The organism is Pseudomonas sp. FBCC-B545, assembly GCF_059134095.1.
Window position 1 is genome coordinate 3,260,117 of record NZ_CP101441.1, and the last position, 24,047, is coordinate 3,284,163.

The following is a 24,047-nucleotide window of genomic DNA, read 5'->3' on the forward strand; positions in this document are numbered from 1 at the left end:
GCTCATTCCTCAGTCAACGCGGAGCCGGCGCGATCCAGCAGCGGCTTGAACAGGTAATTGAGCAACGACCGCTCGCCAGTGCGCACGAACATCTCGGCGGGCATGCCCGGCTTGATCACCAAGCCATGGAGTGTTTCCATCGCCGCTTCGCTGACGCTGGTACGCAGCACGTAATACGGCGCACCGGTTTTTTCATCGAGCATCTGGTCGGCGGAGATCAGGCTGACCTCTCCCGGTACGCGGGGCGTGCGGCTCTGGTTGAAGGCGGTGAAGAGGATGTCCACCGGCAAATGGGGCCCCACCTTGTCCACCAGGTGCACCGGCAGATGCCCTTCCACTTCCAGGCGCGTGCCTTGGGGCACGATCTCCAGCAGGGTTTCACCGGCGCGCACCACGGCGCCTTCGGTGTGCACGCTGAGGTTGACTGCGATGCCGTCGGCCGGCGCGTTGATCTCGCTGTGTTGCAGGTTGAAACCGGCAGAGGTCAGTTGCTGTTCCAGGGTCAGGCTGCGCAATTGTGCATCGGCCAATTGACTGCGCACCTCCTTTTGATATTCCTCGCTGTGCTGCTGCAACTTGAGGCGCGACTCGAGGATGCCCTGTTCGATGCGTCCGCTTTCCCCGGCGTTCTGCGCCAGATCCTGTTGCACCTGGGACAACTGGCGCTGGTATTCCATCAGGCGGTTGCGCGGGATATAGCCGTTGTCGGCCAGAGGTTGCAGGTTGCCGAGCTGATCGCGCAGGGATTGGGCCTGCGCAGTCAGGTCACTGCGGGCACGGCGCATGCCGCCCAACTGTGAGGTGGCACCTTCAATGCTTGCACGAATCCCGGCCTGTTCACGGGCAAACGCGTCGCGGCGGCTGCTGAACAATTGGCGCTGGCCTTCCAGTACCAACGCCAGGGCCGGGTCGGGGTTGGCGCTCAGCTCAGCGGGAAAGGTGACGCTGGCAAGATTGTCGCGCTCGCTCTGCCAACGCGCCACGCTGGCCCAGGCCATGCGGTACTGAGCTTGCAGGGATTGTACGTCAGCCTGGTTCTGGGTCTGGTCGAGACGAAACAGCGGCTGGCCTTGCTTGACCAGTTCCCCCTCCTTCACCAGGATCCGGCTGACTACGCCGGGGCTGAAGGTTTGCACGGCCTTGCGCTTGCCGGACACCACCACGGTACCTTGGACAGGAATGCCCTGGTCCAACGGCGCGAGGCTGGCCCAGAGGAAAAACCCACCGGCACCGACAATGGTCAGCAGCCAGCCCATTTTTACGAAGAAGCCAGCGTCGTGTTCTTTAAAGCGAGGTTCAACGGTCATGCTGCTCATGCGCCTGGATTCCTTCCGGCCTGGTACTGACGACTGAAACTGACACCGGTTTTTTCTTTCGGCGCTTCCTGCTGGCCGGACAATGCGCGCAGCACTTCCTGGCTGGGCCCGAACGCTTGCAAATGGCCTTCGCCGAGCACCAGCAGCTTGTCGGCCTGGGCCAGCGCCGAGGAACGGTGGGTCACCAGTACCACGCTGCTGCCCTGGGCTTTCATCTGCATGATGGCGCTGGCCAGGGCGGCTTCGCCGACGGTGTCGAGGTTGGAGTTGGGCTCATCCAGCACGATCAGGCGCGGGTTGCCGTACAGGGCGCGGGCCAGGGCTACCCGTTGTTTCTGGCCACCGGACAGGCCGCCGCCGTTGTCGCCCAGCACGGTGTCATAGCCTTGGGGTAGGCGCAGGATCAGTTCGTGTACACCGGCCTGTTGCGCCGCCTTGACCACCCATTCCGGGTCTGCCTCGCGAAAGCGCGCGATGTTGTCGGCGATGCTGCCGCTGAACAGCTCAATGTCCTGGGGCAAATAACCGATATGCGGACCGAGGTCGTCGCGGTCCCAACGATGGATATCCGCGCCGTCCAGGCGCACGGTGCCGGCCAGGGTCGGCCAGACGCCCACCAGCACCCGAGCCAGGGTGGACTTGCCGGAGCCCGACGCGCCCAGCACACCGAGCACTTCCCCGGCCGCCAGGTTGAAGCTGACCTGATGCAAAGTCGCCATGCGTCGCCCCGGCGGACCGGCGCTGACCTGCTCGAAACTGACCTGGCCCTTGGGTGCCGGCAAGGCCATCTGCTCGACTTCCGGGGGGAATTCGCGCAGCAGTTCGTCGAGGCGCTGGTAGGCCAGCTTGGCCGAGCTCCATTGCTTCCACACGGCAATCAGCTGGTCGATGGGGCTGAGTACGCGGCCCATCAGGATGGAGCCTGCGATCATCATGCCGGCGGTCATTTCACCCCTGATCACCAGGAAGGCGCCGAGGCCCAATACCAGGGATTGCAGGCACAGGCGCAGGGATTTACTCAGGGAGCTGATCACTGAACCGGTATCGCTGGCCTTGTTCTGGAAACCGAGAAATTGCGCGTGCACGCCAAACCAACGCTGGCGCAGCGCGCCGAGCATGCCCATGGCCTGGATTGTCTCGGCGTTGTGCAAGTGGCTGGTGGCCAACTGGGTGGATTGCTGGGAGAAGATACTCGCTTCGCCCAACGGTTTTTTCGTCAGGTATTCATTCAGGCATGCCAGCCCAATCAACAGCACCGCACCGGCCGTGGCCAGCACGCCGAGCCACACGTTGAAGAGGAAAATCACGAACAGGTAGATCGGAAACCACGGCGCATCGAAGAATGCGAACAGCGCAGGCCCGGTGATGAATTGGCGGATAGCGGTCAGGTCGCCCAGGGACTGCCCGGCGTGCCCCTGGCCGCGCTGCAGGTTGCGTTCGAACGCGGCCTTGTAGACGCGCAAATTGAAACGCCGCTCCAACTGGCTGCCAATACGGATCACGACAAAACTGCGGACCACTTCCAGCAGGCCGATAAACGCAAAGAAGCCCACGACCATCAGCGTCAACATCACCAGCGTGGTTTCATTCTGGGAAGACAACACACGGTCATACACTTGCAGCATGTAAATCGAGGGTACCAGCATCAGCAGGTTAATCAGCGCCGTAAAGCAGCCGACGCTGATCAAAATACTCTTGTATTCACCCAACGCCCTGAATAAGGGCGCAACCCCATGGGACTTCGCCATATTATTTGATCTTCCTTGGAGCGAATGACGCGCAATAATCACCCTTGCCCCAAACAGGGCTCGGCTAACTATTAAATCTAGTTATATGCTTATAACTTGAACTAAGGCATCCGTTTCAGCTCGACAACTTCCCCGGCTTTAGTGCGGGCTTGATATGCACCCTCGCTTTGACGATTCAAGTGCGTAATCCCTGAACCCTCAGCGTTAAACAGCCAAATACCATCCGGTGTGGGCGACCAGGTCAGTGGCTTATCGCCCAGCCATTGCGCGGCACACGCGATATCGCCATCCAGGGAATTGGCCTGCTCCAGCAACTCAAGGGCACACACCTTATCCTGCTGCTTCAACTCCCAATGCCCGGCCAATTGCGCGGTGGTGGGTAAAACCAGACTGCTCGCCATTGCTTGGGCTCCTGCCGACACGAACAACACCTGCGATACACAGGCGATCAAATGGGAAAAACGCGGCATTTCAAGCTCCATCATAGAGCGCGGCGCCGAAGCACCGCGCGCTTCACATCACGCCACGATGTCGCTGACCGCTGCCTGGCCTACGGTGGTGACGAGGAAATCCGCCACGCCGTGCCCGGAGAAGTCCACGGCCAACGTACCCAGGTTGGTGCCTGAGGCGTAGGACAGAACAGCATCGCCGGCATGCCCGGTGAATGCATTGACGAAGGTCACGCCCGCACCCTTGGTGATACCGGACAGGTCGATCTTGTCCGAACCCGAGGTGAAGTCGAAGAGCTTGTCCGCAGCGCCCGGCCGGGAGTCGGAACTGGCACCGTACACGAAGGTATCGCTGCCGGCGCCGCCCCACAGTTGGTCCGCACCGCCACCACCGTAGATGAGGTCGTTGCCGGCCCCGCCCTTGATGAGGTTAGCGGCTTGGTTACCAATGATCAGGTCGTTGCCCGCGCCACCAAAGGCGTTCTCGACGGTGACGCCCTTGGCGATGGACACGTTGCCCACCAGGCCACCGACGTCGGAGAACGAGGTGGCATTGAGATTGATCTTCTGGTTTTGAGTGAAACCGGAGAAGTCCAGGGTGTCATTGCCACCACCGTCCCAGACCGAGAACACCAGCTTGTCGGCATTGGATGTGGCGCTGAGGAAATCACGCCCGGTGTTGGAGTTGAACCCGTAGGTGGTGTCACCGGCACGGGTGTTGAGGTTGGCACCGTAGAGCTTTTGGATCGCGGCGATGTCGTCGATCAGCGGGCCGGAAGCGTAAGCCTCGACGCCGCCTTTGCTGAAGTTCTGGTTGGTGTTGCTCTCGCTCCAGTAACTCATGAGGCTGTAGCCGCGCGTGTCCTGTCCATAGGTCGCGTCGTTGTAGGTCGGGTTGCCATTCCCGGCGTTGTAGTCGCCAGGGTGAGCCAGGCCCAGGGTGTGGCCGATTTCATGGGTGAGGGTTTGCCGGCCATAGTTGTTCAGGTCCGGGGTCTTGTTCGGCGTGTAGCTGTTGTTGGTCAGGTACCACGAGGTGCCATCGTAGCCTGCGCCCGTACCGGGCAGGTAGGCGAACGCCGCCGCGCCGTCCTGGCCGCTGCTGTAATTGCCGAAGGTCATGTGACCATCACCACCGCTGGCTTTCTCGGTGAAGGTGACGTTGGCAACGTCCGACCAGGATTGCATGGCCAGTGCGGCCTGTGCTTTCTGCTGGGCGTTGAACTGGCTGAACCCTGAGATGCCATGTTTGTTCATGGTGCTCTGGGTAGCCGAGGTGAGGAAGGTGTAGGTCAGATCGATCTTGCCGTTGCCATCAAAGTCCCGGTACGCGGCGCCATCCCGCAACAGCTGGGTAGCTGCCTGGTCGACGGTGTAGGACGGTTTGCCATTGACCGTGAGGTTGCCGCCACGGTCATACAAATGGCTGAAACTATCGATTTGCGAGTAAGCAGTGCTGGCTTGCGCGGCAGATACAATAGCCTTGTCTTTTACTTTTGACATAAACGTACTTCCTTGTTTGCAAGTGCATCAGTCTTTGTTCGATAGGAACCTCGCGGGCGAGGATAGTCCTATCACTCACCTCTTTTGAAGGCGTAAGAAAACTGACACAACTTGAAATCTTTCGTCTACCACTATTTCCACGGCTAAAATGTGACGCAGGTTCAACTTGAGTAACTCGCACGCAGTGTTTACTGGGAACCCTTGCTTTTTAGCTGCCTCGTTTGACGCCGTGATATTTAAATATTAAATAGCAGTAAAGCCGCTCGAGTTGAGCGGCGCACTTGAATAATGGATCCAATATATTGTCACGGTGTCAATGGCAGCATTAAAGAGCCATCATTCGCACTACTAAAGTGCGTTGTCCCCTATTACCGGGACATACACCGCCCGCACTTGTGCAATGCTTCAAAGAGCGTCTCGCCGGTCAGCCCAGGCACTTTGACGCCCTCTTGCGTGCTCATGTCTTCGCCCGCCAGTATCGCGTTGATGATCGCTTCTTCCACTGCCTCGGCCGCAGCGCTGAACAGCGGCGAGATATGATCGTTATTGACCATGTGCAGCGCCGTTTGCAGTGGCAGGTCTCTACGCCCGTAGTCTGCCGGCGGCAAATCCTGGTTACCGGTGGCAAAGGCTAAAAACAGGTCGCCACTGGAATCCTCGGTGCCACCCCCGGTGCGCGCGATGCCAATGGATGCACGCTGCGCCAGGCGTTGGCATTGGTGGGGCAGCAACGGTGCGTCGGTGGCAATAATCACCACGATAGACCCCATGCCGGGCGTACCCTGCTCGGCGAAAGGCGAGGCAATATCCATCAAGTGGCGCCCCACTGGATAACCATCGACCCGCAGCTCCTGGCGCTTGCCATGGTTGGCCTGCACCAGCACGCCGACTGTCCAGCCGCCCTGCTCCGCCGGCAAACGCCGTGACGCCGTGCCGATGCCGCCCTTGAACTCATGGCAGATCATGCCGGTGCCGCCGCCCACCGCGCCCTCCTGCACCGGGCCGCTTTCAGCGTTTTCCAGGGCCTGGCGTACATGCTCAGGTTGCACATGCTGGCCCCAGATATCGTTGAGCAAGCCGTCGTAGGTTTCCATGACCACCGGCATGCACCAGTACACCGCGGGGTCCGCCAGGCGCTCGCGCTCCAGGGCGATCAAGGTGTCACGCACAATCCCGATGCTGTGGGTGTTGGTAATCGCCATCGGCGTGGTCAGCAGACCCGCCTCGCTGATCCACTCAAGGCCGGTGGCGTCGCCGTTGCCATTGAGCACGTGGTAACCGGCGAAACAAGGTTGGTGCCGCGCCTCGCCGGCACGCGGTTGGATCAACGTGACCCCGGTTCGCACCTGCTTGCCGTCGATCTCTGCCTTGAGCGTGGTGTGACCCACGCGAACCCCGGGAACATCGGTGATGGCATTCAATTCGCCGGGCGTGCCCAGCCCCAACGTGATGCCCAATTGACGTGCACGCATACCCACTCCTTACAGTTTCTGGAACGCCGGGCTCAACCGGCCACTGATGCAATACAGAATCACCGACAAGGCCAGCAAGCCGATGATGATCATGATGTCGCGCACCGATGCCTCCAGGATCAAGGTCACCAGCAGGTACCCCGCGCCGAGTACCGCCAGCAAGGCCGGCAGCGGCCACAACGGCATGCGATAGGGATGCTCGCGATCACGCAGCAGGACCCGGCTCATCAGCGCACTCAGCGCCACCACCAGGTACACCAGCATGATCAGCAAGACGCTGAACGAGGTCAGGTCGGCCAGGTTCGAGCTGAAACTCAACAGCGCCGAAGGAATCGCCAGGAACAGCGTCGCCAGCCACGGCGAATCCCAGCGCGGGTGAATGCGCGTGAACAGCTTGTTGATGCTCGGCGTCCACAACGCATCACGACCGCTGCTGAACACCACCCGGCCAATCTGGATGACGATGGCGACAATGGCATTGAACACCGACAGGAAGATCCCGGCACTGACCAGTCGCGACAGGGTTTCATTGCCATGGCTGGTCAACAGGTAACCGATGGGATCGGGGCTGCTGATCATCGCGCTCAGGGACGGCGCGCCAATCAACAATGCCGTGATCGGCACGAGCTCGATCACCACCACCAGGCCCAGGGACCACAACACCGCCTTGTGTACGCCCTTGCCGCCGCATTTCATGTCTTCGGCCAGCAACACCGCCGGGCCGTAACCATTGAACGAGAACAGACCGATGCCAACCGCGCCGATCACCAGGGCCCAGGGCGCCAGGTGCAACACGCCGTTTTCGACGATCTGCGGCTGGAACAACACACTGGCCGGCTGTACCGGGTTGCCGAAGCCGATCACCACGATCACCAGCAGGGCCGCCACTTCCAACAGCAGGCACGTGCCGGTGATCCAGGCATTGAGCTTGATATTGAGAATACCCAGGGCATAGCTGGATACCACAATTACCAGGGCGACGGTCTGTGAGTCGAAATTCGTGCCCAGGGCATTATTCAGGTAAGTGGCCGCCCCCGTTGCCAGCACCGGCGGGATAAACAACAACATCACCAGCACGGTCAGGAACGTCGCGTAGCCGGCCATGCCGCCAAACACCCGCTTGGCATACACATACTCACCCCCGGCGCTGTTATGGGCACGGCCCAGCTCCGCGTAACAGAAGGCGAACATCAGCGCGAGCAACGCGGCCATCACAAAAGCGAGGAACACGCCGCTGCCCGCCTGCTGGATGGCAAACGGGGCGATCACGAATACGGAACTGGCCGGCGTTACCGCGGAAACGGTAATCGCCACTACATCAAAGACGCTCAGGGTGGGCTTGAGCACGCCATCGGGCGCGGGAGTAGCGCTCATATCGTTATCCTCTGTCGTTGTTTTTGGTGTGAGGCAGAAACGAAAAATGATGTTTTTGCGGGATATGCTTCCCGTTGGATGACTGCGACGTTATCGGCCCTGGATCTATCAGCCAATTCCCCTATTGGCGTACTCCCCTTGACGATGCCCGCTAAAAGCCGAACCCTTGGCCGATATTTCGATGATGGAGCCAGGTACATGCATCTGTTCAGGGAAATCGGCATGCATGCGGGGTTGGGTCGCACCCTGTCCCAGATCGGCACTGAGCGGTTCTGGAAACAGCTGGTGCTGTTGCTGCACCAATGCCTACCCTTCGATAATGCCCTGGCGATTTTCTACCCGCTGGATGGCCCGCCCCAGGCCCTGGAGGAATACGACGCCCAACCCAGCAGCAAACCTGCTTCGATGCTGGTGTACCTCAATGGCCTGTACCTGCTCGATCCGTTTTACCAGGCGTGCCGCGAGCAATATGCCAGCGGCGTTTACCGCCTGGAGGAAGTGGCGCCGGACCATTTCCGTCAGAGTGAGTACTTCCTCAACTACTTCCACGACAACGTGTTGGAAGACGAGGTGCAATTTATCCTGCAATTGCCCGGCGCGGGCACGCTGTCACTGTCGCTGGGCATGCAGCGACGGTTCAGTTTCGAGGAAACCGGGCTGTTGACCACGCTGGCGGCCTGGGTGCTGCCGCTGATGCTGCAGCACTGGCAACAAAGCACTCAGCGGGCTCCGGCGATGGACAGCCAGATCCGAGACGCATTGAGCCACTTTGGCAGTGGTGTGCTCTCGGATCGCGAACTGGAAATCGCCCGCCTGGTATTACGCGGTTTTTCTTCCAAGGCCATGGCCGAACGCCTCAAGATCTCGCCGGACACGGTGAAAGTGCATCGTAGGCATTTGTACGCCAAGCTGGACATCTCGTCCCAGCCCGAGTTATTTTCATTATTCATCCAATCATTGGGGCACGACCTGGATAATCCGTAGGTTTAATCCGAATGAAAGAAGTTGATATGCTCCGGCAATAGATTGACACCGTCAACGCGCACAGAAAAGTTCGGACCCTCAGGGGTGACTTTGATATTCAAGGTACTCACGCCAAACTCATGACTCAACTGCACATCACCGACGTCCACGGGTGGGCCCGGTTGAATGTTAATGGCCGATATATTGTGATCTTTTAGTACCAATGACACATCGATCTCGTCTTCCTTGGGGTTGAAGTTCAAGATCGTGTCCGGATCATCGCTGAGGGAGTCGGTACTTTGCTCATATTTGAATGTATTTTCACCTTGCCGGCCCACCAGTTGGTCGGCGCCACCGCCGCCGATAAGCACTGAGGGCTCGCCGCGCTGGGCTTCCAGGCGCTCGCGCTGGTCTGTGCCGCGCAAGACAGGATGGCTATTTTCTGGCTGGGTCCACGTGCCACCTGTTGGAAGGCTTTGTATGGAAGACATTTAAATCACCTTTTAGATAATGCGTTTATGTGAAAGTGTTACGTGCAGCGGACCGAAATCTCTCACACTGCAAACAACACTTTCCATGCGTAATATTTGACATCAAATGTCTTAAATATGACGTCATTATCTATTCAAGCGCTTTCGACGGTTAATGCCTGCCAACGGATATGCAAAAGACTGGCTTACAGGGTAAGCCAGCCCACTTGATCAGCGCCCTGTGCGAATGGTATTCCACACTCGCGTGCGAATCCGATCAATATTCAACGGCATGGCTTCCAGTGCAAACAACTTACCCATCATATCCGGGCTCGGATACACCTTGGTGTCCGCCTTGATCGCCGGATCCACCAGGCTATCGGCCGCCGCGTTGCCGTTGGCGTAATGCACGTAGTTGGTAATGCTGGCCATCACTTCCGGGCGAAGCAGGTAGTTCATGAAGGCATAGCCGGCTTTTTCATCGGGCGCGTCGGCGGGCATGGCGACCATATCGAACCAGATGGCCGCGCCTTCCTTGGGAATGTTGTAGCCGATGTTCACGCCGTTCCCGGCTTCCTTGGCGCGGCTTTCGGCCTGCAGGATGTCGCCGGAAAAGCCGACGGCCACGCAGATATCGCCATTGGCCAGGTCGGCGGTGTATTTCGAGGAGTGGAAATACGCCACGTAAGGCCGCACTTTCATCAGCAGGTCTTCGGCCTTTTTGTAGTCCTCGGGCTTTTTGCTATGGTGCGGCAAGCCCAGGTAGTTCAGCGCTGCCGGCAGCAGCTCCGGGCCGTTGTCGAGGATGGCTACGCCACATTTTTGCAGCTTGGCCATGTTTTCCGGCTTGAAGATCAGGTCCCAGGAATCCACCGGCGCGTTATCGCCCAACACGGCCTTGATCTTGTCGATGTTATAGCCGATGCCGGTGCTGCCCCACAGGTACGGGAAGCCGTGCTCGTTGCCCGGGTCGTTGTTTTCCACGGCCTTGAGCAGCACCGGGTTGAGGTTCTTCCAGTTGGGCAACTGTCGCTTGTCGAGCTTTTTCAGGGCGCCGCCCTGGATTTGACGGGCCATGAAGTGATTGGACGGGAACACCACGTCGTAGCCGGATTTACCGGTCATCAACTTGCCGTCGAGGGTTTCGTTACTGTCGTACAGGTCGTAGGTGAAACCGATGCCGGTGTCTTTCTGGAAGTTCTTGGTGGTGTCCGGGGCGATGTAGTCCGACCAGTTGTAGATCTTCACGGTCTCGGCGGCCTGGCTGATGGAGGCCAGCAACATCAAGGGCAACAGGGCAATGGCTTTCATGGTTCGATTTCCTGGCGGTTTTAGGGCTGTTGTTATGGCAGGCGATCAAGGATCAAAGCGTTACAGGATCAATACGTAGGTCTTGCGCACGGTTTCCTGGATATCCCAGGTGCCGGTGCTGTTGGCCGGCAACATCAGTGCGTCGCCGGCTTGTATATGGAGGGGTTCACCGTTATCGGGGGTGAAGGTGCAGCGGCCCTGGATGAAATGGCAAAACTCCTGGGACTTGATCTGCCGGCGCCAGCGCCCCGGGGTGCATTCCCAGATACCGGTCTCGACCCCATCATCGCGCTCCACGCTCAAGGTCGAGGCCACGGCGATAGGCTCGCCCAGGGGCGCGGCGACCGGTGAGGAGTCCGGCAGACGGGTGTTCAGTGCGTCTTTGAATTGCGTGATGCTCATGGGCTTTCCCCGTGTGAGTGGAACGACTTAGTGCATGAAGCCTTCCATGAACCCGGCGATGCCGGTTGCCAGCCTGCGGCGCCAGGGCGCGCTATTGGGGTTGGCCAATACCTGGTCCTCATGGACAAAGCTGCGGATGATCGCGTTATAGCCCAGCCAACGGCACGGCTCGGGCTCCCAGGCCTTGAGGGCTTGCAGGCCGCGTTCGCGAATCACCCAGGGTTGACGGGTCAGAGGCGTTTCAAGGCCCAGTATCAGATCGGCCAAGGTGCGGCCGCCAAGGTTGGTGGCGCCTACGCCCTCCCCGCCATAGCCGCCGGAAAGCGCAACGCCGGTTTTATGGTCGCAGAGCATGTGCGGACGGAAATTGCGCGACATGCCGAGGTTGCCGCCCCAGGAATGGGTAATCCTTACCTTCTTCAGCTGTGGGAAGAGTTCGCCAAACAGGTAGCGACGCAGCTGCACTTCGCTGTCGGTGAGATCAAAGTTGTGGCGCAACCGGCCCGCAAATTGATAGCCGCCTCGGGCGCCGAACACCAGGCGGTTGTCGGCCGTGCGCTGGCCGTAGGTGACTTGCCTGCTGCTCTCGCCAAACGCCTGGCCCCGGTTGAGGCCGATTTCATCCCACGTGCTGGCGGGCAAGGGTTCGGTGGCGACGATCAGGCTCTGTACTGGCAACTGGTAACGGCCCAGGAGCGGCAAGGTATTGGCGTAACCCTCCACTGCTGGCACTACCCAGGCGGCACGCACACTGGCCTTGGCCGTGCGCAGGCTGCCGGATTGCCAATGGGTCACCGGGCTGTTCTCGTAGATGCTCACACCCAGGTTTTCAACGGCCCGCGCCAGGCCGCGCACCAGCTTGGCCGGGTTAATGGTCGCGACATGGGGTGCATAGATACCGCCATAGGGCTTGGCGATACGGACCTGCTCGGCCAACTGCTGCGGGCTGAGCCAACGGTAGTCATCTTCGGTAAGGCCCTGGGCATACAGCTTGTCCAGGTACTGGCGCAGGCTGGCCTCCTGCTCGGGGTAACGTGCGGCGCAATACAGCGCGCCACCTTTGCGGTAATCGCAGTCGATTCCTTCGCGGGCCAGCACCTGCGCCACTTCATCAGGGATGCCGTGCAACAGGTCGAACGAGGCTCGCCGTTGTTGCGGGGCAAGGCCGGCCAGCAGGCGGTCCTCGCCCAGCAGATTGCCCATCAGCCAGCCTCCATTGCGCCCGGATGCGCCAAAGCCGGCGGTCTGCGCCTCAATGATGGCGATTTTCAGCTCCGGAGCCTGGCGTTTAAGGTAATAGGCGGTCCATAGGCCGGTATAGCCGGCGCCGATGATCGCCACATTGACATCCAAGTCATGCTCCAGACATGGCCGCGCCTCCAGCGGGTCGTCCAGCTGGTCCATCCATAGACTGATAGTGCGCCATGCCGGCATGCCAGGTTCTCCTACCTCGTTTCGATAGGGTCGATCCTAGAGCGCGGCGTCAGGGGCTGTCTTGCGCGCGTGCACGCAGGGAAATTTGTTTAACGTAAGCCTTGGGCGATTGGCCGGTGTGCTGGCGGAAAGCACTGTAGAACGCCGAGAGTGAATTGAACCCGGCGGCAAAAGCCAGCTCATCGACTTTGACAGGGGCAGTGGCACTGTCCAGCGCGGCCAGCAGATGCTGGAGCCGCGCCTGGTTGACGTAGCGGTAGAAGCTCTGCCCCAGCACCTGATTGAGCAGGTAGGAGATCTGATTGCGGCTGTAGCCAACTTCCTTGGCGACCCGTTGCAGGTCCAGGTCCGGATCCAGATAGGGTTGCCTGGATTCAAAGTACTGCTGCAGGTCATTAGCCATATGCCCCAATTGCTGGGGCGACAGGCCCAGGCGACTGACCGTGGGGCGCATGGACTGGGCAGGCTGCTCATGCACCAGGGATGCATATTCATTGACCCTCCAGATCAACCCGTCGCGCACGGTAATGGCTTCGCTGGTGCGAAACGACACCAGGCCCTGGCCGCCCCGCAAAGTGATGCGGTACTGGATAAACGCAGTGTCCCCATCGGCACGGATACGGTCGGTATGCTCAATCGCCTCGTCTGCTTCACGGGGCATGCTGGCCTTCAGGTACTCGCGCAGTTCGGCATAACCCATCACACGGTTCTGGAAGAAGTCGTGGTACTGAATCTCAGGGTGGTAATAAGCCATGACCCCGTCCAGATCGCGATGCCGCCAGCACAAGTGGTGACGCATCACCAACTCGCCGGTGGCGAGGGTGTTCTGGCGGTCATCGTCTGGGGCGATGTCGGGCATATTCGGCTCTGCGACGCGTAAACAGCTGAGAGTGCCGAATTTTGCCGGCGCCTTCAATGGCCAATTGGCACTTCTGGATAATGGCCTTTTGCCTGTTCTGCGGTAGGACATGACCCAGGTCAAGACCCCGGAAAAGAACCGCCGAACGGGGTGAAAAAAGTCACCTTGTACTTGCGAACGAATGCTATTTTTAAAGCTCTTCAACGCCATGACCAGTGAAGGTCCTGGCCCCCTGCCGCGAGCTAAAGGAAGCGCTCAATGAACAAGGTGGGCAACATGAACAAAGTGACATTTCCCAACGCCTGCCAGTTGATGCGCTGGCATTTCCATCCGCTAGGCTTCGAGGGCAGCATGGACGCCCCCGGTAGCATGGTCGCCCGCCTGTTTGACCGGGCCAGCGGCGAGACATTGATCGCCATCGCCGGCATCCCCTGCGCCACCGTGATGAACGCCGCAGATGTGGAGCGCATCATCGAGGCGGTGGAGGATGAGCTGGAATGTTTCGTGCCGCCGTTGTCGTTGCGGGCCTGAATACTATTTTTCAGCCCCCTCCCTCATTCAGCTGTGTATCAGCTGTGAGGTCAACGCTGGTCATCGAAAAAGGCTTTTTTGCCATCCACCCGCTCTGAGGCCCTGGGCACATTCACGCCCTGGCCTTCCGGCTTTTCCACATACCAATAGCAATGGCTGACCGCTCGGGTAATACCGACATAGGTCAGGCGCAATATTTCTTCTTTCTGCGCAGTGTCATAAGGTTCGCTATCACCGTCCTTGCCCAGGCCTGCCATGCGGTAGACCTGATTCTTGTACGGCGAGCTGGTGAGATGCTGGCAGTCCCCCAGTAGAAATACCGCATCCGCCTGCAGGCCCTTGGCGCTGTGATAGGTCAGCTGTTTCAATCTGCGCTCGTGGGGCGGCAAGTTAGAATCTACATTAACTACAGACTGAATATGCTCCTGAATCAGTAGCTTATCGCTGCTTTTTCGATACAGCATCAGCACCGTCTCGCCCCGCTGATAGTGCTCCAGCAATCGCCGGCCCAGCGCCGCATCGTCGCGTTCGAGTACCGTCACAGGCACGAGCGCCTTGGGTGCGCCACTGGCTTTGGCCTTCTTGCCGGGAATCGCCGGTGCGCTGCGCACGACATGTTCGGCCGCATCGATGATGTGCTGGTGGCTGCGATAGTTCTCCGCCAGCATCACTCGGGTGGTAGTTGGCGAAGCAAACTCGTTATTGAAGTCCATGAAGTACTTGGGCGAACTGCCACGCCAACCATAGATTGATTGCCAGTCATCCCCTACGCATAGCAAAGAAGAACGCTGTGCGCCGCGCCCCACATGCATCGCCGGGCCGCGACTGCGGATCTCCCTGAGGCTTGCGCGTATCCACGAGACAATCTGTGGCGAAACATCCTGGAATTCGTCGATCATCAAGTGCGACATAGGTCGCAGCAACGGATCGCTGAGCAACTTGAGGTTTTCCGGGGTGTTTTCACCGAACAGGGAGAACATCCGGTTGTAGGTCATGATCGGCGGCGATTGATCCAGCAGGTGATCTTCCAGGGCCTTCCAGAAAATGCTCAGGGCCTCAAAGAACAACCGATCCGGATCGTCCTTGGCAAAGCGCATCTGGCCCACGGCCGTCGGTACGTCCAATCCGAGGTTCTCGATAAACCCGGCAGCCATCACAAAACTATCCAACAGCGGCGCCGAGGCCAGTTCGCCTTTGACCTTGTAATCAAACCCAGGCCCGGCCGTTGCATCACCGGCCAGGCTGCTGATCAAGCGCTTTGAAGCCTCATAGTTATCCAGCCAGATCATAGGTTTACGACAGAAAGCTTGAAACAGTGTGCGCTTGACCGCCCACTCGGCACGTACGGATAGTTTGGAGTTCGGTCGGCTGAGCTGGGCGTTTTCCCGCGCATCGAAACCTAGCACCACCCACGCATCCAGCGCCGGGATATAGCCGTGACAATGAAATTGCGCACCGTTGACTTCAAAGGTCTGGCGGCTGGGCTCTATGCCCTTTATCGGCCACGCCCCGGCGCGAAACCACAGGTCTTCGATCACATCGCAAAGTTCGTCATCACGTTTGGCCGCCAGTTCTGTCACCGCGATGCGTTTTTGCACGTCCGGATGATCGCGCTCCAGCTCCTTGAGTTGCAGACCTTGGCGGGCCAGCGGCGCAATCAGCTCGCGAAAACGCTGGTGGTGGCCATACAGGCGGTGATAACAGGCATTCATCTGTTGACGCTGGGCGTCGCCGATGCGCAGATCGAAGGGATTGCTGTCGGCGTCCGCAAAACCGTCGCTGAGGTTTTCAAAGGCCTGCAGACGCTCGAAGCCCGGCAGGCTGCGCACCATTGGCAGGATGCGCGAATGGAAGGTACGCACTACAGCCTGGGCTTCCTTCATGCCAAGGGGTTGGCCCCACAAGCTGAGAATATCCATGAGCTTGTGAATGAAGTCTTTACGCGACTCGCGAGTAAAGGTCACCACCGTCATCGAACTCAGCTCAAAGCCCAGGTAATGGGTCAGCAGCAGGATGCGCAGCACCAGGGATGTGGATTTACCCGCGCCGGCCCCGGCGATCACCGAAGTCGAGGGCGTATCGCTGAAGATCATCTTCCATTGCGCGGCACTTGGCTGCGCATGGGCCGGCAGCAGCCGCGCCACATCCGCCTTCATGCGTTTCTTCACATCCGCCGTGAGCGGCAGCCGCCAATCATCGAACAGGCTGTCATCCACCCCCGGCGCAGGGTGTTCGTCGGGGCGGAAGTCGCGGATCAACAGGACCTGCCGGCCCTCCTCAATGCCATCGGCCTTGCCCTCGCGATAACCATATTCCACACCCGCCTCGTGCCCACTGCGAAAGCCGTCGGCTTGGCCATGCAACCAAGAGAACCGGTGCTGCGCGCGCAAACGAGTGAGGCCGTGGCCGAACAGGCGAGCAGCCAGTCGTTTCAATAGCGGCATTTCGGCCAAGGGGCGCAGTTCGGGGGGCAGATCAGGCTTGTGTTGCGGCACGCGGACTCCTGCGATGAGATTAGCTGTGATGAGGGCGTCATGGTCGCCGGAATCGGCGCTCAGTTCCAGCCAATTGCTTTGCTGTCATGCAGTTAGGCGATGAAGTGAAAGTTGTTACAGACGACATCTATCGAATATATGGATAGGAATCAGGCAGTTTTTACGCTTTTTATCGATGTTGCAGTGCCGGATGATAGGCCCATCAACAGGAGACGATCATGCTTGAACTTCGACCTTTCCACACCCTGGGCGGCGCCCATCACGGCTGGCTTGACGCCCATCACCACTTTTCCTTCGCTGAATACCACGACCCCGAGCGCATGCACTGGGGCAACCTGCGGGTATGGAACGACGACATCATCGCCCCGGGCAGCGGTTTCCCCCAGCACCCGCACCGCGACATGGAAATCATCACCTACGTGCGTGAAGGCGCGATCAGTCATGCTGATAACTTGGGCAACAAAGGCCGCACCGAGGCTGGTGATGTGCAGGTGATGAGTGCGGGCACCGGGATCGCCCATAGCGAGTACAACCTGGAGGCTACACCGACCAAGATTTTCCAGATCTGGATTATCCCGAATCAGGCTGGGCTACCGCCGTCCTGGGGCGCCAAACCGTTTCCACAAGGTAACCGTGAGGGATTTGTGACACTTGCCAGTGGTAAGGCCGGCGACAGTGAAAGCCTGAGCATTCGTGCCGATGCACGCTTGGTGGCAGCGAACCTGAAAGCCGGGGAAAGCGCTGAGTACCGACTGGACAGCGGCCGCCGGGCGTACCTGGTGCCGGCCACGGGTGTGATTGACGTCAATGGTTTGCGGGCACAGGCGCGAGATGGCGTGGCGGTTGAGGATGAGCAGGTGTTGCGGGTGACGGCGATCGAGGACAGCGAGATCGTGTTGGTCGACCTGGCCTGAGCTTGCGCCCGATGCTGGCCTTACAGCAGAACGCTATCTGACTGACGCCCTGATCCAATATGGGAGGGGGCTTGCTCCCGATGGCGGCCTGATGTTGGATTAGACCGAGTACATATACGCCCCATCCAGGGTTACTGTTGACTGCTAAAAAGTTGCGTTGATACCCATGCCCCGACGAGGGCGTATCAGTAAATGCATCTGTGGCTGCCCCATCGCCATCGGGAGCAAGCCCCCTCCCACAGGGTCCTGCGGCGCACCCAAAGGTGTGGATACCCATGCCCCGGTGAGGCGGTGTCAGTCAATGCAACTGTGACTGACTCACCGCCATCGGGGCACGGACCTTCCCACATTGGGTTCGGTGTGATTACTGGGCGATCGCACCGTCTACAAGTACTTGCGCCTCCTCCACCAACCGCTTGAGGTGATCTTCGCCGATAAAGCTCTCGGCATAGATCTTGTAGATGTCCTCGGTGCCCGATGGCCGTGCGGCAAACCAACCATTTTCGGTCATGACCTTCAAGCCGCCAATTGCCTGGTTATTGCCTGGTGCATGGCTGAGAATCTGCTGGATGCTCTCCCCGGCCAATTGCGTGGACGTCACCTGCTCCGGCGCGAGCTTGCCCAGCAGGGCTTTCTGCGCCGGGGTCGCCTTGGCATCGACGCGAATGGCAAACGGCTCGCCCAGCGCGTCGGTCAGGCCGCGGTAGATCTGGCTCGGGTCCTGGCCTTTGCGCGAGGTCATTTCCGCCGCCAGCAAAGCCGGGATCAAGCCGTCCTTGTCAGTGCTCCATACCGTGCCGTCCTTGCGCAGGAACGAGGCACCGGCGCTTTCTTCACCACCAAAGCCCAACGAACCTTCGAACAAGCCGTCGGCGAACCATTTGAAGCCCACCGGCACTTCGTACAAACGGCGACCGATACGCGCAGCAACGCGATCAATCAAGCCGCTGCTGACCACGGTCTTGCCCACGGCAGCATCAGCGCGCCAGTCAGGGCGGTTCTGGAACAGGTAATCAATGGACACCGCCAGGTAGTTGTTCGGCGCCAACAGGCCGCCGGACGGGGTGACGATGCCGTGGCGGTCGTGGTCCGGGTCGCAGGCGAACGCGACGTCGAAACGCTCCTTGAGGCCGATCAGGCCCTGCATGGCGTAGCTGGACGACGGGTCCATGCGAATCTGGCCGTCCCAGTCGACGCTCATGAAGCGGAAAGTCGCATCGACTTCGGTGTTCACTACCTCCAGGTTCAGACGGTAGTGCTCGGCAATCGCCGACCAGTAGCGCACCCCGGCCCCGCCCAATGGGTCCACGCCCAGGCGCAGGTCGGCGCTGCGGATCGCATCCATGTCGATCACATTGACCAGGTCGGCCACATAGCTGTTGAGGTAGTCATGACGATGGGTGGTGTCCGCCTTGAGTGCCTGGGCGTGGGTGATGCGCTTGACCCCGGCCAACTTGTTGGCGAGCAATTCATTGGCCTTGGCTTCGATCCACTTGGTGACGTGGGTATCGGCCGGGCCGCCATTAGGCGGGTTGTACTTGTAACCGCCACTCTGCGGCGGGTTGTGGGACGGTGTAATCACGATACCGTCCGCCAGGCCGCTGGTGCGACCACGGTTGTAGCAGATGATCGCGTGGGAAATCGCCGGGGTCGGCGTGTATTCATCGCCTTCGGCCAGCATGACGTGTACGCCATTGGCGGCCAATACTTCCAGAGCACTGGCACCGGCAGGTGTGGACAGCGCATGGGTGTCCAGGCCCACGAACAACGGCCCGTTGATGCCTTGGGCTTCGCGGTACAGGCAGATGGCCTGGCTGATCGCGAGTACATGCCATTCGTTGAAGCTCAGCTCGAATGAGCTGCCCCGGTGCCCGGAGGTGCCAAAGGCCACGCGCTGGGTAGAGATTGCTGCATCAGGCTGGCCGGTGTAATAGGCCGTGACCAGTCGCGGGATATCCACCAGCAACTGGGCCGGCGCCGGTTTGCCCGCAAAAGGACTGATAGTCATGCATAAACCTCGAAAAGAAGGATTCGGAAAAGTGTCAGTTTACTGGGACTTGGACTACTGCGCGACGGTATCGATCCTACAGCCTGAAGAGAAATTTCAAACACTAGGCGGTCTGCGCCTCGAGCAACGCCTGAGCCAGCGCATCCAAGGTGACATCCAGATTGGGCTGCCCGGCGAACGTATGGCTCAAGCGCATATGCTGATGGTGCAAGCCGCTGAGGCTGAATAACTCACCCGGCGCTATCACGACCTGTTGCGTGAGCATCCGCTGAAAGATCAGGCGCATATCCACTGGAGCCACCGACTCCAGCCAGAAACTCGCCCCGGCGATGGGCACCCGATAGCTCACGCGCCCTTGCATGCGTGCGTCCAGTCGCTGGCTCATGGCTTGCGCTTGCTCCTGTAGAAGTTGGCGCAATGCCCGCAGGTGCTGGTCAAAGCGCCCGCTCTGATAAAGCCGGGCAATGGCCCGCTGACGGATTGAGGACAAACGAAATGAGCGCAGTAAAAACTGGCGCTGCAATTCACTGCTCATTTGATGCGACAGTAAATAGCCAAAGGGCGCTTCCGGACCCAACACCTTCTCGAACGACGAGAACACCATCAGCCGCTCCGGGTTGACCAGATGACGCAAAGCCGCCTGGGATGGCGTATAGCTCAGCTCACCAAAGGTGTCGTTCTCCAGCAGCCAGCAACCGTATTGCTCGAGCAAATGCGCAATCTGCAACCGCTCCGGAACCGATAACGCCGTACCTGACGGCATGCTCACCACCGATGACAGCAGCACCAGGTGCACGGGTTCGTGGCGCAACAGGTGCTCGAACATCGCCAGGTCGAAGCGGCCATCGGCGAGCCAGGGCAATTCGATCACCCGTACACCAGCAGCCTGCAACAGGCGCAAGACCCGATAATCACAGGGTGACTCGGTCACCAACACAGTGCCCTTGAGACCCAGGGCGTCAATCAGTATCTCCAGTACACCCTGTAGATCTGCCCCGATATATACCTCGTCGGCCTGCCAGCAGCGTGTAGGCGACGAGGTATAACGTGCTGCCAACGCTGCGCGCAGCTCCCACACGCCACAGGGTTGCGACCAGGGCTGCAGTTGGTGCGGGTAGCGGCGCACCAATTTGCGCTCCAGTGTCAGCAAGTCACCATCCAGCGAGCCCAGCAGCGCCGGTTCATCCCCACTGAGCACGACCATGGCCGGCCGCCGCGCCGCCGCGTAGAGCCTTTCGAGCAGGTCAGCGCCCGCCATCAGCTGCGGGTTGGCGGCTACCGGCCAGGCGAAGTATCCGGACTTGGCCACCGAGTACACCCGCCCTTCCTTCTCCAGCAGCGAGTAGGCGTATTGGATCGTCGAGATCGACACGTTCAAGCGTGTCGACAGCTGTCGCAAGGATGGCAACTTGACAGGTGTTTCCAGGCTGACTTCGTTGATCAGGTTGATCATGTAGCGGTAGACCGCCTGATAGGCAAAGTCTGCCTGCCGCTCTCCCCGAAGGTTCATGGCCGCTCACCGGCCCGTACAGACGAATACACGCTAACGCCCCGATAACCGTGCAGTCGGTGCTTCGGACTGCGTGAATCGCGGCTTGCGTGCCAGGATGCCACGCTCAACCTGCAGCGGGCGCTTGCGGTACACGTGCTGCAATATCGGCAACGGCAATCCGCTGGTATCCACCAGCCACTGTTGCAGCATGTCTGGCGCGGGCTTGCCTTGGAGCGCCTTGTGCAGTTCGGGGAGCGCCACCAACATGCCAGGATGGCATTGACGCAAGAAGCCCTCCAGCCGCTCGCCGTGCTCAATGAAGGGTGCGAACAGCAGGCAGGTCAACTGACCCTCGTCCAAGCCGAAAAATTCTTGGGCATAGGTGGTGGACAGGATGCGCCCATCCTCGCTTGACGCCTCGGCGATCAATGCATTTGGGATTTTCCTACGGCGCATATAGTCCATCGCCTGGCGAATAAAACTTTCGACGCCATGCTCATAAGAAAGCTCACGCAGGCACTGGGCCTGCAAGCCGTGCAAGTGAGCCATGAGTAATGGATTGGGGGCGGCAGGATGGCTGAAGTGAAAATCAAACGGGTCCTGCTTGTGCGCCAGGAAGTCAGTCAGCAGCGTAGATCGGGATACATCCACATCATCGAGCAAGTCGGCAATGCCGATATAGGCCAGATGACGGTACCCGCCCCGGCCCAGCTCCTCTGTACCCACATAATGCTCGCCATAGAGATCACGGTAGCAAGCGATACTCCACTCCTCCATGCGTGCAAACAGCCGGTTGAGCGACATCGGTTTGCCACGCGCGAAATCAAGGCCGGTTGCCAGCGCGGTTTTTTTCAGCCACGCCAGGTATTGGCTTTGCTTGCGTGGCGAGTCACCGCTGACCATGGCATGCACACCGCCGTTCCAGGTGGCGACGCATTGGTAGAACTCACCGAAGGCCAAGTAGGTGTCGTTGCACAGTGTGGCGCGGATATCGCCGGACGTCAGGTGGCCCAGCAGCAGCATATTGCGCTGACTGACCTCACGCCCGACGCTGGAAGCCGGGCGTTGCGGATTGAAAGGCTGGACGTCGCGGTTCTCGACCATCAACAGCTCCACACGCGGGTCGTCATGAAAGAAAAGCGCGCTATAGCCTTGGTTCAAGTTGTCGAGGGTGGCCTGCGTCATGCCGGCATAGCGCAGGGTAGCAACCCGCAGGTGAAACGTCTTGGGCGCGCGCCCCGCGATGGTCAGTTGCGCGGCTCGCAACATTGCCAGTGTGTAACTGCTGACCTCGCCGCCGCCGTGGGTGATCAGCACTTTGTAGTGCCCCACTTGCTCCATGCCGCCGGCTGCCACCACAATTCGCTGGACCAACAATTGAAGTACAGTCCGCTCGGCCCGCGTGAAATGCCCGATCATACGCTGCAGAACTTGTTGGTAAACATAGTTCATGGCTTGCTCATGAATTGCGCTCATTATTCTACTACCTGAGTTGAAGTGTCAGTTTCAAGCAACTATCAATATGAATTGCTCGACCCATTACGACTGTAGGTGTGTCGGCTGCCACACGGCGCAAAGACAATTAAACATTAGCACCTTGCAATAAAAGCACCGGCACCCCCCATGCCTTCCCACTGTGGCCCAACCCCGGGAAAATCGCGTTCCAGCTTGACATAGACGCGTTGGGTTACCGGCCCTAGGAATACTCCGACAACTTCCTACACTGTTTTAACTAAAAAACCAGGGACACATCTGACGAGTATTAATCACCCATTTCAATCTGCTCCTTGCAAAACAACCGGGCGCTTTCAGTACACTTTCAGGGTGCACAGAGACGCCTTGCTTAGTTCCTGAAGTACGCTGCGGGAATATCAGGTTATCAATCATTGCTCAATCCTTGAGATGACAGGTTAGGCACAATTATCGGCGCTCAAGTAATGATTAACAGATACAGACTATCGCCGAAAACCCGTTCAGATTTGCCAGGTCCCAGACATTAATGGCGCCCACACGACAGCGCCGCACTGGGTTTCAGGGCGGCGTAAGGGAAAAAAGGTATTGTTTGCGGGGTGGAGCCCCCCTGGCCAGGCTCAACCCGGGGGTGGGTTAAGCCCTGTCAAATGGCGCATTTGCCTCATCGGCTCAGACGCCAGCGTATTCATTTGCGAATACTCCTACAGCTCAAACAGCTTCAACCTGCAAGGCGACACGCTCGCGGCATGGGCATTCGTCCATATAGCGGTGGGCTTCAACGAACTGATCGAACGCAAATACCGTGGTTTTCAGTGGGACAAGCACACGGTCGGCCGTCAACTGGTTGATATCACGCAAGGCACGCTGCAGTGCCACCTGATCCTGGACGATGCCCAGCTCCGGCTTGCCGGTAAAGTTGCCGATACAGTGCACGAAGAACTGAATATTCTTCTGGAACGCTGCACAGGCCGGGAATGGCGTCTGGTTGCCACCTTGCAAGCCATACAACACCAGGCTGCCACGGGGCGCCAGGACGTCACCCAGCAACGACATCTGCGGGCCCCCCAGGCCATCGAACACGACGTCGACGCCACGGTTGTCAGTGAACTTGTTGATCTGCATCAGCAGGTCTTGTTCCTCGGTGACAATGACCTTTTCCGCCCCGAGGGAGAGCAGGTATTCGCGTTCGGCGCTGTTTTTCGTCGCGGCAATCACCCGCACACCCAGGGCCTTGCCCAGTTGCACAAAGGAAGGGCCGGAGCAGTGGCTGGCATCGGTCACCAGGGCAAACTGCCCGGGCTTGACCCGCGCCAGGTCCATATAGGCGAAATACGCAATCAGCAACGGCGTGTAGTGCACGCTGGCTTCAATCGGGCTCAAGACATCCGGGTAACGGGTCAGGGCAGAACGCGGCAAGATGATCTGCTCGCCATACACCGGGTAATCGTTGGGGCTTTCGGCCGGAAAACTGGCCACCTTGTCGCCCACAGCCAGGTCATCCACGCCGTCACCCAACGCGACAACCACACCCGCCATCTCATGCCCCAGGCCCGAAGGCAGGCGAGCATGGGAAGACGCCAGGTTCTGGCGCCATAGAATGTCGTACCAGCTGATGCCAATCGCCTCGACACGCACCTGCACTTCGCCCGGTGCGGGCTGCGCGGCTGCATGCTCTTCGCATTTGAGCACCTCGGCCGGACCAAACTTGTGAAAACGGATCGTGCGGGACATCGCAAACCTCGTCAAAGTAACCTCTAATGCCATGAACTCTATCTGGGCTTTCCAAGTAAGGCCACCGGTCGCCATTAATAGTCGACATGCCTGTCATTGATT

19 protein-coding genes are annotated in these 24,047 nt (G+C 59.3%); 3 read left to right on the forward strand and 16 right to left on the reverse strand.

The window, feature by feature from the left end:
• Positions 1 to 2: 2 nt before the first annotated feature.
• From NMB39_RS15255 to NMB39_RS15280, 6 genes are all read right to left on the reverse strand, one after another.
• The gene (locus tag NMB39_RS15255) at positions 3 to 1,316 is read right to left on the reverse strand and encodes an HlyD family type I secretion periplasmic adaptor subunit (RefSeq protein ID WP_057022353.1); all 1,314 of its coding nucleotides are present in this window, start codon (positions 1,314 to 1,316) and stop codon (positions 3 to 5) included.
• Complete coding sequence (locus NMB39_RS15260; protein ID WP_198720466.1) at positions 1,313 to 3,064, reverse strand: type I secretion system permease/ATPase; 1,752 nt, start codon at positions 3,062 to 3,064, stop codon at positions 1,313 to 1,315. Before NMB39_RS15260 ends, NMB39_RS15255 begins: the two co-directional genes overlap by 4 nt.
• A gap of 101 nt (positions 3,065 to 3,165) precedes the next feature.
• The gene (locus tag NMB39_RS15265) at positions 3,166 to 3,534 is read right to left on the reverse strand and encodes an AprI/Inh family metalloprotease inhibitor (RefSeq protein WP_494340513.1); all 369 of its coding nucleotides are present in this window, start codon (positions 3,532 to 3,534) and stop codon (positions 3,166 to 3,168) included.
• Between the two features lie 48 nt (positions 3,535 to 3,582).
• Entirely contained in the window at positions 3,583 to 5,016 is a 1,434-nt protein-coding gene (locus NMB39_RS15270; protein ID WP_057022356.1) for a serralysin family metalloprotease, read from the reverse strand.
• Between the two features lie 368 nt (positions 5,017 to 5,384).
• Positions 5,385 to 6,488 carry a DmpA family aminopeptidase gene (locus NMB39_RS15275; RefSeq protein ID WP_494340512.1) on the reverse strand — a complete coding sequence of 368 codons (1,104 nt, stop codon included), beginning with the start codon at positions 6,486 to 6,488 and terminating at the stop codon, positions 5,385 to 5,387.
• A 9-nt stretch (positions 6,489 to 6,497) separates the two neighbouring features.
• The gene (locus NMB39_RS15280; RefSeq protein WP_043049392.1) at positions 6,498 to 7,862 is read right to left on the reverse strand and encodes an APC family permease; all 1,365 of its coding nucleotides are present in this window, start codon (positions 7,860 to 7,862) and stop codon (positions 6,498 to 6,500) included.
• A gap of 198 nt (positions 7,863 to 8,060) precedes the next feature.
• Here NMB39_RS15280 and NMB39_RS15285 point away from each other — a divergent pair, with 198 nt between their 5' ends.
• The gene (locus NMB39_RS15285) at positions 8,061 to 8,846 is read left to right on the forward strand and encodes a helix-turn-helix transcriptional regulator (protein WP_494340511.1); all 786 of its coding nucleotides are present in this window, start codon (positions 8,061 to 8,063) and stop codon (positions 8,844 to 8,846) included.
• Between the two features lie 2 nt (positions 8,847 to 8,848).
• Here the strand turns inward: NMB39_RS15285 and NMB39_RS15290 are convergent, their stop codons facing one another.
• The 5 genes from NMB39_RS15290 to NMB39_RS15310 all read right to left on the reverse strand — a co-directional run bounded on the left by NMB39_RS15290 (position 8,849) and on the right by NMB39_RS15310 (position 13,301).
• Positions 8,849 to 9,316, reverse strand: coding sequence for a M10 family metallopeptidase C-terminal domain-containing protein (locus NMB39_RS15290; protein WP_057010967.1), 468 nt, complete (start codon positions 9,314 to 9,316; stop codon positions 8,849 to 8,851).
• A 210-nt stretch (positions 9,317 to 9,526) separates the two neighbouring features.
• Positions 9,527 to 10,606 (reverse strand): polyamine ABC transporter substrate-binding protein, encoded by a 1,080-nt coding sequence (locus tag NMB39_RS15295; RefSeq protein WP_057022360.1) that lies wholly within the window; start codon positions 10,604 to 10,606, stop codon positions 9,527 to 9,529.
• Positions 10,607 to 10,666: 60 nt separating this feature from the next.
• Positions 10,667 to 11,008, reverse strand: coding sequence for a cupin domain-containing protein (locus tag NMB39_RS15300; protein ID WP_057022361.1), 342 nt, complete (start codon positions 11,006 to 11,008; stop codon positions 10,667 to 10,669).
• Between the two features lie 27 nt (positions 11,009 to 11,035).
• A complete protein-coding gene (locus NMB39_RS15305) occupies positions 11,036 to 12,442 on the reverse strand; it encodes an NAD(P)/FAD-dependent oxidoreductase (protein WP_494340510.1) in 1,407 nt (468 codons plus the stop codon).
• A 49-nt stretch (positions 12,443 to 12,491) separates the two neighbouring features.
• Positions 12,492 to 13,301, reverse strand: a complete 810-nt coding sequence (locus NMB39_RS15310) for an AraC family transcriptional regulator (RefSeq protein ID WP_057022363.1) — start codon at positions 13,299 to 13,301, stop codon at positions 12,492 to 12,494.
• Between the two features lie 258 nt (positions 13,302 to 13,559).
• Between NMB39_RS15310 and NMB39_RS15315 the strand changes: the two genes are divergently transcribed.
• Positions 13,560 to 13,832: a DUF1652 domain-containing protein gene (locus tag NMB39_RS15315; protein WP_043049399.1), complete on the forward strand. Its 273-nt coding sequence runs from the start codon at positions 13,560 to 13,562 to the stop codon at positions 13,830 to 13,832.
• Positions 13,833 to 13,882: 50 nt separating this feature from the next.
• Here NMB39_RS15315 and NMB39_RS15320 read toward each other — a convergent pair whose 3' ends face one another.
• Positions 13,883 to 16,327, reverse strand: coding sequence for a UvrD-helicase domain-containing protein (locus tag NMB39_RS15320; RefSeq protein ID WP_494340509.1), 2,445 nt, complete (start codon positions 16,325 to 16,327; stop codon positions 13,883 to 13,885).
• Positions 16,328 to 16,545: 218 nt separating this feature from the next.
• Between NMB39_RS15320 and NMB39_RS15325 the strand changes: the two genes are divergently transcribed.
• Positions 16,546 to 17,241, forward strand: a complete 696-nt coding sequence (locus NMB39_RS15325; RefSeq protein WP_056845915.1) for a pirin family protein — start codon at positions 16,546 to 16,548, stop codon at positions 17,239 to 17,241.
• A gap of 364 nt (positions 17,242 to 17,605) precedes the next feature.
• On the opposite strand, the gene pgm is transcribed toward NMB39_RS15325, so the two are convergent.
• The 4 genes from pgm to NMB39_RS15345 form a co-directional block, all read right to left on the reverse strand.
• Complete coding sequence (gene pgm / locus NMB39_RS15330) at positions 17,606 to 19,249, reverse strand: phosphoglucomutase (alpha-D-glucose-1,6-bisphosphate-dependent) (RefSeq protein ID WP_124400599.1); 1,644 nt, start codon at positions 19,247 to 19,249, stop codon at positions 17,606 to 17,608.
• 103 nt (positions 19,250 to 19,352) lie between these two features.
• A complete protein-coding gene (locus tag NMB39_RS15335; RefSeq protein ID WP_057022367.1) occupies positions 19,353 to 20,759 on the reverse strand; it encodes an aminotransferase-like domain-containing protein in 1,407 nt (468 codons plus the stop codon).
• A 33-nt stretch (positions 20,760 to 20,792) separates the two neighbouring features.
• Positions 20,793 to 22,217: a hypothetical protein gene (locus NMB39_RS15340; RefSeq protein ID WP_124356121.1), complete on the reverse strand. Its 1,425-nt coding sequence runs from the start codon at positions 22,215 to 22,217 to the stop codon at positions 20,793 to 20,795.
• 705 nt (positions 22,218 to 22,922) lie between these two features.
• Entirely contained in the window at positions 22,923 to 23,945 is a 1,023-nt protein-coding gene (locus NMB39_RS15345; protein WP_043049405.1) for a zinc-dependent alcohol dehydrogenase family protein, read from the reverse strand.
• Positions 23,946 to 24,047 lie beyond the last annotated feature (102 nt).

Coding starts and splice junctions, on each gene's coding strand:
- NMB39_RS15255 (WP_057022353.1), bottom strand. CDS start 1,316: ATGAGCAGCATGACCGTTGAACCTCGCTTTAAAGAACACGACGCTGGC.
- NMB39_RS15260 (WP_198720466.1), bottom strand. CDS start 3,064: ATGGCGAAGTCCCATGGGGTTGCGCCCTTATTCAGGGCGTTGGGTGAA.
- NMB39_RS15265 (WP_494340513.1), bottom strand. CDS start 3,534: ATGCCGCGTTTTTCCCATTTGATCGCCTGTGTATCGCAGGTGTTGTTC.
- NMB39_RS15270 (WP_057022356.1), bottom strand. CDS start 5,016: ATGTCAAAAGTAAAAGACAAGGCTATTGTATCTGCCGCGCAAGCCAGC.
- NMB39_RS15275 (WP_494340512.1), bottom strand. CDS start 6,488: ATGCGTGCACGTCAATTGGGCATCACGTTGGGGCTGGGCACGCCCGGC.
- NMB39_RS15280 (WP_043049392.1), bottom strand. CDS start 7,862: ATGAGCGCTACTCCCGCGCCCGATGGCGTGCTCAAGCCCACCCTGAGC.
- NMB39_RS15285 (WP_494340511.1), top strand. CDS start 8,061: ATGCATCTGTTCAGGGAAATCGGCATGCATGCGGGGTTGGGTCGCACC.
- NMB39_RS15290 (WP_057010967.1), bottom strand. CDS start 9,316: ATGTCTTCCATACAAAGCCTTCCAACAGGTGGCACGTGGACCCAGCCA.
- NMB39_RS15295 (WP_057022360.1), bottom strand. CDS start 10,606: ATGAAAGCCATTGCCCTGTTGCCCTTGATGTTGCTGGCCTCCATCAGC.
- NMB39_RS15300 (WP_057022361.1), bottom strand. CDS start 11,008: ATGAGCATCACGCAATTCAAAGACGCACTGAACACCCGTCTGCCGGAC.
- NMB39_RS15305 (WP_494340510.1), bottom strand. CDS start 12,442: ATGCCGGCATGGCGCACTATCAGTCTATGGATGGACCAGCTGGACGAC.
- NMB39_RS15310 (WP_057022363.1), bottom strand. CDS start 13,301: ATGCCCGACATCGCCCCAGACGATGACCGCCAGAACACCCTCGCCACC.
- NMB39_RS15315 (WP_043049399.1), top strand. CDS start 13,560: ATGAACAAGGTGGGCAACATGAACAAAGTGACATTTCCCAACGCCTGC.
- NMB39_RS15325 (WP_056845915.1), top strand. CDS start 16,546: ATGCTTGAACTTCGACCTTTCCACACCCTGGGCGGCGCCCATCACGGC.
- pgm (WP_124400599.1), bottom strand. CDS start 19,249: ATGACTATCAGTCCTTTTGCGGGCAAACCGGCGCCGGCCCAGTTGCTG.
- NMB39_RS15335 (WP_057022367.1), bottom strand. CDS start 20,759: ATGAACCTTCGGGGAGAGCGGCAGGCAGACTTTGCCTATCAGGCGGTC.
- NMB39_RS15340 (WP_124356121.1), bottom strand. CDS start 22,217: ATGAGCGCAATTCATGAGCAAGCCATGAACTATGTTTACCAACAAGTT.
- NMB39_RS15345 (WP_043049405.1), bottom strand. CDS start 23,945: ATGTCCCGCACGATCCGTTTTCACAAGTTTGGTCCGGCCGAGGTGCTC.